This is a genomic window from Streptacidiphilus sp. ASG 303 (assembly GCF_020991365.1).
GTDB lineage: Bacteria > Actinomycetota > Actinomycetes > Streptomycetales > Streptomycetaceae > Peterkaempfera.
This window is the reverse complement of sequence record NZ_JAJLRA010000003.1, coordinates 290523-304162: the sequence shown is the minus strand read 5'-3', so window position 1 is coordinate 304162 and position 13640 is coordinate 290523. Positions and strand designations below refer to the sequence as shown.

15 protein-coding genes and 1 tRNA gene are annotated in these 13640 nt (G+C 73.4%); 14 read left to right on the top strand and 2 right to left on the bottom strand.

What is annotated here, in order from left to right; all coding sequences use genetic code 11:
* The first annotated feature begins 26 nt into the window (after positions 1–26).
* From LO771_RS06210 to LO771_RS06190, 5 genes are all read left to right on the top strand, one after another.
* Positions 27–479, top strand: a complete 453-nt coding sequence (locus tag LO771_RS06210) for a MaoC family dehydratase N-terminal domain-containing protein (protein WP_230648841.1) — start codon at positions 27–29, stop codon at positions 477–479.
* 8 nt (positions 480–487) lie between these two features.
* Entirely contained in the window at positions 488–916 is a 429-nt protein-coding gene (locus tag LO771_RS06205) for a MaoC family dehydratase (protein WP_230649078.1), read from the top strand.
* Positions 917–1041: 125 nt separating this feature from the next.
* Positions 1042–1599 carry a TetR/AcrR family transcriptional regulator gene (locus LO771_RS06200; RefSeq protein ID WP_230648839.1) on the top strand — a complete coding sequence of 186 codons (558 nt, stop codon included), beginning with the start codon at positions 1042–1044 and terminating at the stop codon, positions 1597–1599.
* A gap of 77 nt (positions 1600–1676) precedes the next feature.
* The gene (locus LO771_RS06195) at positions 1677–3083 is read left to right on the top strand and encodes a DHA2 family efflux MFS transporter permease subunit (RefSeq protein WP_230648837.1); all 1407 of its coding nucleotides are present in this window, start codon (positions 1677–1679) and stop codon (positions 3081–3083) included.
* 134 nt (positions 3084–3217) lie between these two features.
* On the top strand, positions 3218–4273 hold the full coding sequence (locus LO771_RS06190; protein ID WP_230648836.1) for a UDP-N-acetylmuramate dehydrogenase: 1056 nt from the start codon (positions 3218–3220) through the stop codon (positions 4271–4273).
* Positions 4274–4327: 54 nt separating this feature from the next.
* Here the strand turns inward: LO771_RS06190 and LO771_RS06185 are convergent, their stop codons facing one another.
* Together LO771_RS06185 and LO771_RS06180 are read right to left on the bottom strand one after the other, a co-directional pair.
* Complete coding sequence (locus tag LO771_RS06185; protein ID WP_230648834.1) at positions 4328–5368, bottom strand: adenosine deaminase; 1041 nt, start codon at positions 5366–5368, stop codon at positions 4328–4330.
* Between the two features lie 184 nt (positions 5369–5552).
* The gene (locus LO771_RS06180; protein WP_230648832.1) at positions 5553–6812 is read right to left on the bottom strand and encodes a pyridoxal phosphate-dependent aminotransferase; all 1260 of its coding nucleotides are present in this window, start codon (positions 6810–6812) and stop codon (positions 5553–5555) included.
* A 281-nt stretch (positions 6813–7093) separates the two neighbouring features.
* Between LO771_RS06180 and LO771_RS06175 the strand changes: the two genes are divergently transcribed.
* From LO771_RS06175 to rplL, 9 genes are all read left to right on the top strand, one after another.
* Positions 7094–7166, top strand: a tRNA-Trp gene (locus LO771_RS06175).
* A gap of 98 nt (positions 7167–7264) precedes the next feature.
* Entirely contained in the window at positions 7265–7564 is a 300-nt protein-coding gene (secE, locus tag LO771_RS06170; RefSeq protein WP_230648830.1) for a preprotein translocase subunit SecE, read from the top strand.
* 189 nt (positions 7565–7753) lie between these two features.
* Positions 7754–8713, top strand: a complete 960-nt coding sequence (nusG, locus tag LO771_RS06165) for a transcription termination/antitermination protein NusG (protein WP_230648828.1) — start codon at positions 7754–7756, stop codon at positions 8711–8713.
* Positions 8714–9042: 329 nt separating this feature from the next.
* Positions 9043–9477, top strand: coding sequence for a 50S ribosomal protein L11 (gene rplK, locus LO771_RS06160; protein ID WP_230648826.1), 435 nt, complete (start codon positions 9043–9045; stop codon positions 9475–9477).
* Between the two features lie 83 nt (positions 9478–9560).
* Positions 9561–10283, top strand: coding sequence for a 50S ribosomal protein L1 (rplA, locus tag LO771_RS06155; protein ID WP_230648823.1), 723 nt, complete (start codon positions 9561–9563; stop codon positions 10281–10283).
* A 104-nt stretch (positions 10284–10387) separates the two neighbouring features.
* Positions 10388–11176, top strand: coding sequence for a hypothetical protein (locus LO771_RS06150; RefSeq protein ID WP_230648821.1), 789 nt, complete (start codon positions 10388–10390; stop codon positions 11174–11176).
* A 166-nt stretch (positions 11177–11342) separates the two neighbouring features.
* Positions 11343–12203, top strand: coding sequence for a hypothetical protein (locus LO771_RS06145; protein ID WP_230648819.1), 861 nt, complete (start codon positions 11343–11345; stop codon positions 12201–12203).
* Positions 12204–12578: 375 nt separating this feature from the next.
* Entirely contained in the window at positions 12579–13142 is a 564-nt protein-coding gene (rplJ, locus tag LO771_RS06140) for a 50S ribosomal protein L10 (RefSeq protein WP_230648817.1), read from the top strand.
* Between the two features lie 87 nt (positions 13143–13229).
* Entirely contained in the window at positions 13230–13613 is a 384-nt protein-coding gene (rplL, locus tag LO771_RS06135) for a 50S ribosomal protein L7/L12 (protein WP_230648815.1), read from the top strand.
* The last annotated feature ends 27 nt before the right edge of the window (positions 13614–13640 follow it).

Sequence of the window (13640 nt, the reverse complement as noted above, 5' to 3'; positions counted from 1 at the left end):
GCAGTCCACAGCCAAGGGAGCTGCCCATGCCGCTGGACCCCTCCTTCATCGGGCGGTCCTACCCGCCCACCGCGCCGTACGAGGTGGGCCGCGAGAAGATCCGCGAGTTCGCCGACGCGGTCGGGGACGCCAACCCCGCCTACCGCGACCCGGAGGCCGCCAAGGCCCTCGGCCACGCGGACGTGGTCGCGCCGCCCACCTTCCCGTTCCTGGTCACCTACCGGGCCGCCGCCCAGGTGGTCGAGGACCCCGAGCTGGGGCTCGACTTCACCCGGGTGGTCCACGGCGACCAGCGGTTCGCCTACACCCGCCCGGTGCGGGCGGGCGACCGGCTGTCGGTGACGGTCTCCATCGACTCGATCAAGTCCCTGGCGGGCAACGACATCCTCTCGGTGCGCGGCGAGGTCCACGAGGCCTCCGGCGAGCACGTGGTGACGGCGTGGATGACGCTGGTGGCGCGCGGTACGGCAGGGGAGTGAGCGGAGCAGTGGCGACGAGCATCAGCTACGACGAGGTCGAGGTCGGCACCGAGCTGCCGGCGCGGTCCTTCCCGGTGACCCGGGCCGACCTGGTCCGGTACGCGGGGGCCTCGGGCGACTTCAACCCGATCCACTGGAACGAGCGGTTCGCCCGCGAGGTGGGCCTGCCCGACGTCATCGCCCACGGCATGTTCACCATGGCCGAGGCGGCCCGAGTGGTCACCGACTGGGCGGGCGACCCGGGTGCGGTCGTCGAGTACGGCGTGCGCTTCACCAAGCCCGTGGTGGTGCCCGACGACGGCGCCGGCGCGGTGGTGGAGGTGTCCGGGAAGGTCGCCGCCAAGCTGGACGGCCGCCGGGTGCGGGTGGACCTCACCGCGACCAGTGCGGGCCAGAAGGTGCTGGGCATGTCCCGGGCCGTGGTGCAGCTGGCCTGAGGGCCGGGCGCGCAGGCTCCGGATGTCGGGGCGCCGCGGGGGAGGGGCCGGACGGCGGCCCCTCCCCCGCGTCCGTTCCGCCCCTCCCCTTGACGTCGTTAGTGATTGGCCAATAACTTAGGTGCATGGCGAGGACCACCACCCGGATGTCGGCCGAGGAGCGGCGCGAGAGCGTCGTCCGCGCGGCGATGACCGAGTTCGCCCGCGGCGGCTACCTCGGCACCTCCACCGAGGCCATCGCCCGCCGGGTCGGCGTCTCCCAGCCGTACCTGTTCCGCCTCTTCCCCAACAAGCAGGCGATCTTCCTGGCCGCCTCCCGCCTCTGCATGGAGCGGACCCGGCGCGCCTTCGAGGAGGCGGCCGAGGGCGTCCCGGACGACCGGGTCGCCGAGGCCATGGGCGCCGCGTACACGCAGCTGATCGCCGACCGCGAGGTCCTGCTGATGCAGATGCAGATGTACGTGGCGGCCGCCACCGGCGACGCGGCGGGGGAGCCCGAGGTGGGCGAGGCCGTCCGGGCCGGCTGGGCGGAGCTGTGGGACTGGGTGAACCTCCGGCTGGGCGCCGAGCCGGGCGCCGCCACCGACTTCATGGCCCACGGCATGCTGATCAACGTCCTGCTCGCCATGGGCTTCCCGCCGGACCACCGCGTGTGGGCCGGCTTCGGCCCCGACTGCCTCTGACCGCGCGCCTCCGCGCGAGGCGCGTTCCGCACGCCCCCGAAAGTTATTGATCAATAACTAAGCAAGGGAGAACCGCGATGCGCTCCATGGTCTGGGCGCTGGTCATCACCAGCGTCGCCGGCTTCATGGCCGCCCTGGACAACCTCGTCGTCACCACCGCCCTCCCGGCCATCCGCCAGGACCTCGGCGGCGGTCTGACGGACCTCGAGTGGACGGTCAGCGCCTACACCCTCACCTTCGCCGTGCTGCTGATGACCGGCGCGGCCCTCGGCGACCGCTTCGGCCGCCGCCGCATGTTCCTCGCCGGCACCGCCGTCTTCACCCTCGGCTCCGCGGCCGCCGCCCTCGCCCCCGGCATGGGCGAGCTCATCGCCGCCCGCGCCGTCCAGGGCGTCGGCGCCGCCGTCCTGATGCCCCTCACCCTCACCCTGCTCACCGCGGCCGTCCCCGAGGGCCGCCGCGGCCTCGCCTTCGGCATCTGGGGCGCCGTCAACGGCCTCGCCGTCGCCACCGGCCCGCTCATCGGCGGCACCGTGGTCGAGCACATCTCCTGGCAGTGGATCTTCTGGCTGAACGTCCCCGTCGGCCTGCTCCTGCTGCCCTTCGCGCGGTTCCGCCTCGCCGAGAGCCGCGGCCCCGCCGGCCGCCTCGACATCCCCGGAACCGTCCTCGCCAGCGCGGGCCTCTTCGGCATCGTCTACGCCCTCGTCCGCGGCAACGCCGACGGCTGGACCAGCGGGCCGGTCCTCACCGGCCTGCTCGCCGGGTCCGCGCTGGTCGCCGCCTTCGTCGGCTGGGAGCTGCGGTCCCCCGCCCCGATGCTGCCGATGCGGCTCTTCCGCAGCCGCGCCTTCAGCGCCGTCAACGCCGCGAGCCTGCTGATGTTCCTCGGCATGTTCGGGTCCATCTTCCTGCTCAGCCAGTTCCTGCAGGGCGTCGGCGGCTACTCCCCGATGGAGGCCGGCGTGCGCATGCTGCCGTGGACCGGCATGCCGATGCTCGTCGCGCCGGTCGCCGGCGTCCTCAGCGACCGCGTCGGCGGCCGCCCCGTGGTCGCCGCGGGCCTGGCGCTCCAGGCGGCGGGCCTGGCGATGTTCGCCCTGATCGCCGCCCCGGACGTCTCCTACGCCGCCGAGGTCCCCGCGCTGGTCGTCTGCGGCGTCGGCATGGCGCTCTTCTTCGCCCCCACCGCCAACCTGGTGATGGCCAGCGTCCGCCCCCACGAGCAGGGCATCGCCTCCGGCGCCAACAACGCCCTGCGCGAACTCGGCGGCGCCCTCGGCGTGGCCGTGCTCTCCGCCGTCTTCTCCGCCCGCGGCGGCTACACCTCGCCGCAGGCCTTCACCGACGGCCTCGTCCCTGCCCTGTGGACCGGCTCCGGCGCCATCGCCCTGGCCGCCGTCGCCGCCCTGCTGGTGCCCGGCCGGCGCCGCACCGCCCCCGCCCCGGCCGAGGCGGCGGCGGTGCCCCAGCCGGTCGCCTGAACGGCCCCGGGCGGCCCGGCCGCCCCGGGCCGCCGGGCGGTGGGCCGGTGCCCCGGCACCCCCCGCCCGACCGCCCCCGACCCGCCCCCGCTCCGTCCCGGAGCGGGGGCGCGGCGTGCCCGTACGCTGTTCCCGTGCAGGTACTCCACGACGCCCCGCTCGCCCCGCTGACCACCTTCCGCCTCGGCGGCCCGGCCCGCCGGCTGGTCACCGCCACCACCGACGCCGAGGTCGTCGAGGCCGTGCGGGCCGCCGACCGCGCCGGCGAGCCGCTGCTGCTCCTCGGCGGCGGCTCCAACCTCGTCATCGGCGACAAGGGCTTCGACGGCACCGCGCTGCGGATCGCCACCACCGGCTTCGAGCTCCGCGACGGCGTGCTGGAGCTCGCCGCCGGCGAGGTGTGGACCGACGCCGTCGCCCGCACCGTCGGGCTGGGGCTCGCCGGGATCGAGTTCCTGGCCGGCATCCCCGGCTCCGCCGGCGCGACCCCCGTGCAGAACGTCGGCGCGTACGGCCAGGAGGTCTCCGCCACCGTCACCGAGGTCACCGCCTACGACCGGCGCCTCGGCGGGACCGTCGCGATCCCCGGTGCGGAGTGCGGCTTCGCCTACCGGCACAGCCGCTTCAAGGCCGACCCGGAGCGGTACGTCGTGCTGCGCGTCCGCTTCGCGCTGGAGGACGCCGGCGGCCTCTCCACGCCCGTGAAGTACGCCGAGGTCGCCCGCGCCCTCGGCGTGGAGCAGGGCGAGCGGGTGCCGCTCGCCACCGCCCGCGACACCGTGCTGGCGCTGCGCGCCGGCAAGGGCATGGTGCTCGACCCCGACGACCACGACACCTGGTCCGCAGGCTCCTTCTTCACCAACCCGATCCTCGACGCGGCCGCCCACGCCGCCTTCCTCGACCGGGTCCGCGACCGCCTCGGCCCCGACACCGCGCCCCCCGCCTACCCGGCCGGGGACGGGCACGTGAAGACCTCCGCCGCCTGGCTGATCGACCGGGCCGGCTTCACCAAGGGCTGGGGCGCCGGCCCGGCCCGCATCTCCACCAAGCACACCCTCGCCCTCACCAACCGCGGCGACGCCACCACCGAGGACCTGCTGGCCCTCGCCCGCGAGGTGCGCGACGGCGTCCGCGCCGCGTTCGGCGTGGAACTGGTCAACGAGCCGGTGATGGTCGGCGTGGAGCTCTGAGGTCCGGGGCCGGGCCCTGGGGGCCCGGCCGGGACCGGCCGCGTCCGCGGCCGGTCAGGACGTCAGCCAGGCGTCCACCCCGGCCAGCAGCCGGGCCCGCACGTCGTCCGGCGCCGTGCTCGCCCGCAGCGACTGCCGGGCCAGTTCGGCCAGCTCCGCGTCGGTGAAGCCGTGCGCCTCCCGCGCGAGGTCGTACTGGGCCGCCAGCCGCGAGCCGAACAGCAGCGGGTCGTCCGCCCCCAGCGCCATCGGCACGCCCGCCTCGAAGAGCCGCCGCAGCGGCACGTCCTCCGGCTTCTCGTACACGCCCAGCGCCACGTTGGAGGCCGGGCACACCTCGCAGGTGACCTGCCGGTCCGCCAGCCGCCGCATCAGCCGGTCGTCCTCGGCCGCCCGCACGCCGTGCCCGATGCGCGCCGCCCCCAGGTCGTCCAGGCAGTCCCGGACGCTCTCCGGGCCGGACAGCTCGCCGCCGTGCGGGGCCGCCAGCAGCCCGCCGCGCCGGGCGATGTCGAAGGCCCGGTCGAAGTCGCGGGCCAGTCCGCGCCGCTCGTCGTTGGAGAGGCCGAAGCCGACGACCCCCCGGTCGGTGTAGCGGACCGCGAGCCGGGCGAGCGTCCGGGCGTCCATCGGGCTCTTCATGCGGTTGGCGGCCACCAGCACCCGGATGTGCACGCCGGTCGCGTCCGACGCCTCCCGGACGGCGTCCAGGATCAGCTCCAGCGCCGGGATCAGGCCGCCCAGCCGCGGCGCGTACGACGTGGGGTCCACCTGGATCTCCAGCCAGGCCGAGCCGTCCGCCCGCTCGTCCTCCGCCGTCTCGCGGACCAGCCGGCGGATGTCCTCCTCGTCGCGCAGCACCGAGCGCGCCATGTCGTACAGCCGCTGGAAGCGGAACCAGCCGCGCTCGTCGGTGGCCCGCAGCCTCGGCGGCTCGCCCGAGCTCAGCGCCTCCGGGAGGTGCACGCCGTGCTTGTCGGCCAGCTCCAGCAGCGTCGTCGGCCGCATGGATCCGGTGAAGTGCAGGTGGAGGTGGGCCTTGGGGAGGAGCCGTACGTCACGCCCGGGCGCGGGGGAGGAGTGCAGGTGGTCCATTGGGAGATTCTGCCGTGCCGGAGGCCCCCGCGGACACCGACCGCCCGAAAACCGGGGGTCCGGCGCCGCGTCCGGGGCACGGGAACGGCGGGCCCGGGAACGGCGGGCCCCGGAAGGGCGGGCCCGGGAACGGCGGGGGCCCGCCGCCCCGGAGGACGGCGGGCCCCCTGCGGACGCGGGCGCGTCAGTCGCGCGCCTCGGCCAGCAGCTTCTGCAGCCGCGAGACGCCCTCGACCAGGTCGTCGTCGCCCAGCGCGTACGACAGGCGCAGGTAGCCGGGGGTGCCGAACGCCTCGCCCGGGACCACCGCGACCTCGGCCTCGTCCAGGATCAGGGCCGCCAGCTCCACGGAGGTCCGCGGCCGCTTCCCGCGGATCTCCTTCCCCAGCAGCGCCTTCACCGACGGGTAGGCGTAGAAGGCGCCCTCGGGCTCGGGGCACTCCACGCCGTCGATCTCGTTGAGCATCCGCACGATGGTGCGGCGGCGGCGGTCGAAGGCGGTCTTCATCTCGTCCACCGCGGACAGGTCGCCGCTCACCGCGGCGAGCGCGGCCACCTGGGCCACGTTGCCCACGTTGGAGGTGGCGTGCGACTGGAGGTTGGTGGCCGCCCTGACGACGTCCTGCGGGCCGATCAGCCACCCCACGCGCCAGCCGGTCATGGCGTAGGTCTTCGCCACGCCGTTGACGACGATGCACTTGTCGGCGAGCTCGGGCACCAGCACCGGCAGGCTGTGGAACTCCGCCTCGCCGTAGACGAGGTGCTCGTAGATCTCGTCGGTGAGCACCCACAGGCCGTGCTCCGCCGCCCAGCGGCCGACCGCCTCGGCCTCGGCGCGGGTGTAGACGGCGCCCGTCGGGTTGGACGGGGAGACGAAGAGCAGCACCTTGGTGTCCGCGGTGCGCGCGGCCTCCAGCTGCTCCACGGAGACCTTGTAGCCGGTGGTCTCGTCGGCGACGACCTCCACCGGCACGCCGCCCGCCAGCCGGATCGACTCCGGGTAGGTGGTCCAGTACGGCGCGGGGACGATCACCTCGTCGCCCGGGTCGAGGATCGCGGCGAACGCCTCGTAGATGGCCTGCTTGCCGCCGTTGGTCACCAGGACCTGCGAGGGGTCCACCCGCCACCCCGAGTCGCGGAGGGTCTTCTCCGCGATCGCCTTCTTCAGCTCGGGCAGGCCGCCCGCCGGCGTGTAGCGGTGGTACCGCGGGTCGCGGCAGGCCTGTGCCGCCGCCTCGACGATGTAGTCCGGGGTGGGGAAGTCCGGCTCGCCGGCGCCGAAGCCGATCACCGGGCGTCCGGCCGCCTTGAGGGCCTTGGCCTTGGCGTCCACGGCGAGGGTCGCGGACTCCGCGATGGCGCCGATGCGGGCCGACACCCGGCGGTCGGCGGGCCGCGCGGCGGGGTCGGGCTGAGGAGCAGGGTGGGGGGAAGCAGCGCTCATGCCTGCATCGTCGCAGAACCGCCCCCGGCCGGGCACGGCCGTTCCACCATGCGTCCACGGGCGGGTGAACGGCCGGCCGGACGGGCGGCGCGCGGGAGGCCCCGCGCGCCCGTGAGCAGGCATCCCGACGCGCGGCCGTCGGGAACAGGTTCGACGCGGCGGCCCGGACCCCGTACACTCGTCGCTCGATGGCACCCCGTCACATGCAACCGGCCGGCGTACACCACGCAGCGGTGAGGATGCGGTAGGTTGGGAGGCATCTCGGCGCCGCGAGGCTCCGAAGGGCTATAGCTCAATTGGTAGAGCACTGGTCTCCAAAACCAGCGGTTGGGGGTTCGAGTCCCTCTGGCCCTGCAGCTGGATCCGCGCCGAGCCCGCCCGCTCCACCGAGCGTGCGGGCTCGCCGCGGAGATGGCCCCGACAGCACTGCGACCGGATTCAGGTGAGGACGAGTGACGGAGACCACGGGCTCCACCGCGACGCCTGAGCGCGGCCGTCCCGGGGAAGAGCAGAGCGAGCTGCCCTCGCGCCGCGACCGCAAGCGCGCCTCGAAGCAGAAGAAGGGCCTCTTCGCCCGTCTCGCCCTCTTCTACCGCCAGATCATCGCCGAGCTGCGCAAGGTCGTCTGGCCCACCCGCAACGACCTGGTGACCTACACCACCGTCGTGATCGCGTTCGTGGTGGTCATCATGCTGCTCGTCTCGGGCCTCGACTGGAGCTTCGCGAAGCTCAGCTTCTGGATCTTCGGCTGACCTGCCACGACCGCGCCGTCGGCACCGATCGGACAATCCCGCTACCGTTGACTCGGTACTGTTGAGTTTCCGAGCCGTACACGGACGCTGTTCGCATCGATCTGATTCGAGGATCCGATTCGAGGACTGGACAGGAGAAGGCAACGGCGCGGAACCGTTCCATCTCTCTCCAGGAAAGAAGCAGCCACCGTGTCTGAGTCCCCCCTGTACGACGCCGACGAGACCGTCCGCGAGGCGGACGACGCCGTGGAGCGCGACGCGGCCGGCTCGGCCGAGGCCGAGGGCGACACCGCGGAGCAGGTCGTCGACGCGGCCGACGCGGACGCGGACGAGGTCGAGGCTGCCGAGGCCGAGGCCGGCGCCCCGGCCGAGGAGGCCGCCCTGCACGTCGCCGGCGACGCCGAGACCGAGGCCGAGGAGGCCTTCGACGAGGGCCACGACGCGGAGGCCGGCGAGTCCGGGGCCGCCGGGTCCGAGGATGACGCCGAGGCCGCCGACGCGGAGGCCGGCGACGCGGAGGCAGACGAGTCCGAGGCCGAGGACGTGGACCCCGTCGCCAAGTTCCGCGAGGAGCTGCGGCTCGCCCCCGGCGAGTGGTACGTCATCCACACCTACGCGGGCTACGAGAACCGCGTGAAGGCCAACCTGGAGCAGCGCGCCGTCTCGCTCAACGTCGAGGACTACATCTACCAGGCCGAGGTGCCCCAGGAAGAGGTCGTCCAGATCAAGAACGGCGACCGCAAGACCATCCGCCAGAACAAGCTCCCCGGCTACGTCCTGGTGCGCATGGACCTCACCAACGAGTCCTGGGGCGTCGTCCGCAACACGCCCGGCGTCACCGGCTTCGTGGGCAACGCCTACGACCCGTACCCGCTGACCCTGGACGAGGTCGTCAAGATGCTCGCCCCCGACGTGGAGCGCGCCGCGGCCAAGGAGGCCGGCAAGCCCTCGGTGTCCCGCCCGGTCGAGGTCCAGGTGCTCGACTTCGAGGTCGGCGACTCGGTCACCGTCACCGACGGCCCCTTCGCCACCCTCCAGGCGACCATCAACGAGATCAACCCCGACTCGAAGAAGGTCAAGGGCCTGGTCGAGATCTTCGGCCGGGAGACCCCGGTCGAGCTCTCCTTCGACCAGATCCAGAAGAACTGACGCGGATCCCCGCGCAAGGCCCCCGTCCGGCGGAAGACCGCCCGGCGGGGGCCTCCGCGTTCCGGGCGGGGCGCCGCCGCACGCCCGGCGGCGGCGCCCCGCACCCCGCGTCCCGGGGCGTGCGCGGGGCGGCCGGGCGCCGGGCCGGGGAATCCGTTTTTGGTGCGGGGGCCGGTTCGCGTTACCGTGGTCCGATGTGTGTGCGTGACCCCGGGCGCCGCCCGGTACCCCGCACACGCTGCCACTCAAGGCCCTGACGGCCGTCCGCGACGCCTCGCGCGTCCGGTCTCGTCCGTCGGGAAACACCTCTCAGAAGGACCCGGAGAGACATGCCTCCCAAGAAGAAGAAGGTCACGGGGCTCATCAAGCTCCAGATCAACGCAGGCGCGGCCAACCCCGCGCCGCCGGTCGGCCCCGCCCTGGGCCAGCACGGCGTCAACATCATGGAGTTCTGCAAGGCGTACAACGCCGCCACCGAGTCGCAGCGCGGCATGGTGGTGCCGGTGGAGATCACGGTCTATGAGGACCGCACCTTCACCTTCGTCACCAAGACTCCGCCGGCCGCGCGCCTCATCCTGAAGGCCGCGGGCGTGGAGAAGGGCTCCGGCGAGCCGCACAAGACCAAGGTCGCGAAGATCACCCGCGACCAGGTCCGCGAGATCGCCACCACCAAGATGCCCGACCTCAACGCCAACGACCTGGACCAGGCCGAGAAGATCATCGCCGGCACCGCCCGGTCGATGGGCATCACCGTCGAGGGCTGAGAACCCTTCCGGTTCTCGCAGTGGTAGGGCCAGGCGCTGGCCCGTCGCCACCACGACTCCACACAGATCACTCAGGAGCAGCAGTGAAGCGCAGCAAGGCTCTGACTGCCGCGGCCGGCAAGGTCGACCGCGAGCGTCTCTACGCCCCCCTGGAGGCCATCCGCCTGGCCAAGGCGACCTCCACCACCAAGTTCGACTCGACCGTCGAGGTCGCCATGCGCCTGGGTGTCGACCCGCGCAAGGCCGACCAGATGGTCCGCAGCACCGTGAACCTGCCGCACGGCACCGGCAAGACCGCTCGGGTCCTGGTCTTCGCGACCGGTGAGCGTGCGGCGGCCGCGGAGGCTGCGGGCGCCGACATCGTCGGTGCCGACGAGCTGATCGACGAGGTGTCGAAGGGCCGTCTGGACTTCGACGCCGTCGTCGCCACCCCGGACCTCATGGGCAAGGTCGGCCGCCTGGGCCGCGTGCTCGGTCCCCGTGGCCTCATGCCGAACCCGAAGACCGGCACCGTGACCCCGGACGTGGCCAAGGCCGTGACCGAGATCAAGGGCGGCAAGATCGAGTTCCGCGTCGACAAGCACTCGAACCTGCACTTCATCATCGGCAAGTCGTCCTTCTCCGACGAGCAGCTCGTCGAGAACTACGCGGCTGCCCTCGACGAGGTGCTGCGGGCCAAGCCGTCCGCCGCCAAGGGCCGCTACATCAAGAAGACCACCGTGTCGACCACCATGGGCCCCGGCGTCCCGGTCGACCCGAACCGCACCCGCAACCTCCTCGTCGAGGAGGACCCCGCGGCGGTCTGACGCCCCCGAGGCGCCATCGCGGCAGCGCAGTACGGCGGGCCCGCACCCCTGGTCGACAGGGGTGCGGGCCCGCCGCCGTCCCCGGGTCGGTAGAGTCCCGGGCCATGCGCGCCCTCCTCCGCACCGCCGCCGCGGCCGCCACCGCCGCCGCGGTGCTGGCCGGTGCCGCGGCGTGCGGGGACCACCGGGAGCGGACCCCCGCGGAGGCGTTCCTGGCGGCCTCCCGGGTCATGCGGAAGGCCGGCGCCGCCCGGGTGGCCCTGCAGCGGCAGGACCCGGGGCAGGGCGCGGTGGGTGGCCGCGGGGTGCTCTCCTGGGGCGGCAGGCCCGCGATGGACCTCGTGCTGCGCGGCCCCTCGGGCACCACCGAGGTCCGGACCCTCGACGGCACCGTCCACCTCGGCCCGGACGGCGGCGACTGGACGGAGTACGACCCGGAGGACCCCGCGGCCGGCGGGCCCGGCGCGGCGGCGGCCGCCGTGTACTCCACCTGGAGCGAGCAGCTCGACCCGGTCGCCGACCTGGAGGCGCTGGCCGAGGTGGGGACGCTGGAGCGGATCGGCACGGAGCGGGTGGGCGGCGACGACGCCGTCCACTACCGGGGCACCGCCACGGTGAGGGCCCTCGTGGGCGCCTCCGGCGGCCTCCCGGCCGCGCAGCGGGTCTCCGTCCTCGGCGCGTACCTCAGGCAGGGGGCGACCGGCATCACCGCCGACGTCTGGATCAACGGCCGCGACGAGGTCGTCCAGGAGCGCAAGACCTGGCGGATGCCCCGCGGCGCGGCGACGACCACCACCCGCTACACGGACCTCGGCACCGAGGTGGACATCCAGGCCCCGCTCCCCGGCGAGACCGTCGACGCCGCGAAGGCGGAGAAGGACGCAACCGGATGAGCCCGGAGCGTGTCCTGAAAGGACGGGTGGCCGAACGGCCACGGCGGGCAGGAGCCCGTGCGGCCGGTCCGCCGGACCGGCGGCCCTGCCGGCGGACGGCGGACGGCGGCGGACAGACAGCGACCCGACGAGCAGCAGCCGAGCAGGCAGACCCAGGGGGATCCCTTTGAAGCACATCCGTCCGAAGCACGTCCGTCCGATAGCCGCCGGCCTCGCGGTCGCCGCGCTGGCCGCCACCGCGGCGTGCTCCACCGTCGCGGAGAAGACGACGCAGAAGGCCGCGCAGCTGGCCCCGGCCGCCCTGCTGGACCTGGCCGGCCGCAACGCCGGCAGCGCCGGCACCGCCCGCGTCTCCATGACCATGAGGATGCCGGGCATGGCGGGCGCGGTGACCGCCGACGGCGTCATGGGCTGGGGCTCCAAGGCCGGGATGGACATCCAGTACTCGGGCAACGACGCCCTGAAGGGCCTGGACCCCGACGGCTCGGTGCACGCCCTCGGCAAGGGCCCGGTGATCTACTACGAGCTGCACGGGCCCGCGATCTCCCGCTTCGGCGGCAAGCACTGGATGAAGTTCGACATGTCGGCCCTGGCCGGGGCGGCGGGCGCGGGCTCCGACGGCCAGCTCTACCAGGACCCCTCCGCGTCCGCGCGGGCGCTCACCGACGCCGGGGGCCTCAAGGAGGTCGGCAAGGAGACCATCGCCGGCGCCGAGACCACCCACCTCTCCGGCACGGTCGCGGCGCAGAAGCTCGTCGCCGCCCGCACCGGGATGACCGCGGCCCAGCGGCAGCAGCAGCTCAAGGCCCTCGCCGCGGCGGGCATCGAGCGGACCACCATCGACGTCTGGGTGGACGCGAAGCGGCTGCCGGTCCGGATCAACCAGTCGATGCCGACCAAGCGCGGCACCATCACGGTGAAGGCCGACTTCTCCGACTACGGGGCGCCGCTGGACGTCGCCGTCCCGCCCGCGTCCGACACCGCGGACCTCGCCGGCCTGCTGAAGAAGATCAAGAAGCAGGCCTGAGCGGTCGCGGGAAGCGGTCCTGAGCAGCGGTCGGCCCGCCCACCGGCGTGACGGGGGCGGCCCCGGGAGGCGATTTGCCCGGGGCCGCCCCCGTCGCCTACTGTGGGCGTTGCCAAAGACCGCTGGTTGTCGGCGTGCGCCCGCAAGGACCGCACGACGGCCGAAGGATCTGCGAACGAAGTGCAGACGGCCCGCGCAGGTGCGATTGGAGTTCGATCTCCGGCCCCGCGGGGCCGTCGAGGTCATGCGAGCCCCGTGCGCCTGCGCGCCGGGGCTCTTCTCGTTCTCCCAGCCCCCTTCCCGCGGAACCGGCGCACCAGGTCGACTCCCGAACGGTCGGCCGAGCATCGACATCACGGAAGGAGGCGTAAGCCTATGGCGAGGCCCGACAAGGCTGCCGACGTCGCGGAGCTGACGGACAAGTTCCGCACCTCCAACGCGGCCGTGCTGACCGAGTACCGCGGTCTGACCGTGGGGCAGCTCAAGACGCTGCGCCGCTCGCTGGGCGCGAACGCCCAGTACGCCGTGGTGAAGAACACGCTGACCAAGATCGCTGCCAACGAGGCCGGGATCACCGAGCTGGACGACCTGTTCGCGGGTCCGACGGCTGTCGCCTTCGTCACCGGTGACCCGGTGGAGTCGGCGAAGGGTCTGCGTGACTTCGCCAAGGAGAACCCCGCTCTCATCATCAAGGGCGGTGTCCTTGACGGCAAGGCGCTGTCCGCCGATGAGATCAAGAAGCTCGCGGACCTCGAGTCCCGCGAGGTGCTGCTCGCCAAGCTTGCCGGTGGCATGAAGGCGTCCATGGCCAAGGCCGCGGCGACCTTCCAGGCCCCGCTCTCGAAGTTCGTCCGCACCGCGGACGCCCTTCGCAGCAAGGTCGAGCAGGGCGGTGCCGGTACGCCGGCTCCCGCCGCCGAGGAGGAGGCCGCCGAGTAATCGGCGGGCTCACGCCCTCGCAGCGGGCCCGTACGCCCGCCGTTATGTACATCCGGCACCAGCCGAATTAGTGGAAGGACGCCAATCATGGCGAAGCTGTCGCAGGACGAGCTGCTCGAGGTCTTCGGCGAGATGACCCTCATCGAGCTCTCCGAGTTCGTGAAGGCCTTCGAGGAGAAGTTCGACGTCGAGGCTGCCGCCCCGGTCGCCGTCGCCGGTGTCGCCGGTCCGGCCGCCGCCGCCGAGGCCGTCGAGGAGCAGGACGAGTTCGACGTCATCCTCGAGTCCGCCGGTGACAAGAAGATCCAGGTCATCAAGGAGGTCCGCGCCCTGACCTCCCTCGGCCTGAAGGAGGCCAAGGACCTGGTCGACGGCACCCCGAAGCCGGTCCTGGAGAAGGTCAAGAAGGAGGACGCCGAGAAGGCGAAGGCCGCCCTCGAGGGCGCCGGCGCCAAGGTCACCGTCAAGTGACCTCGGTCTCCTGACCGCAGTCCCGCG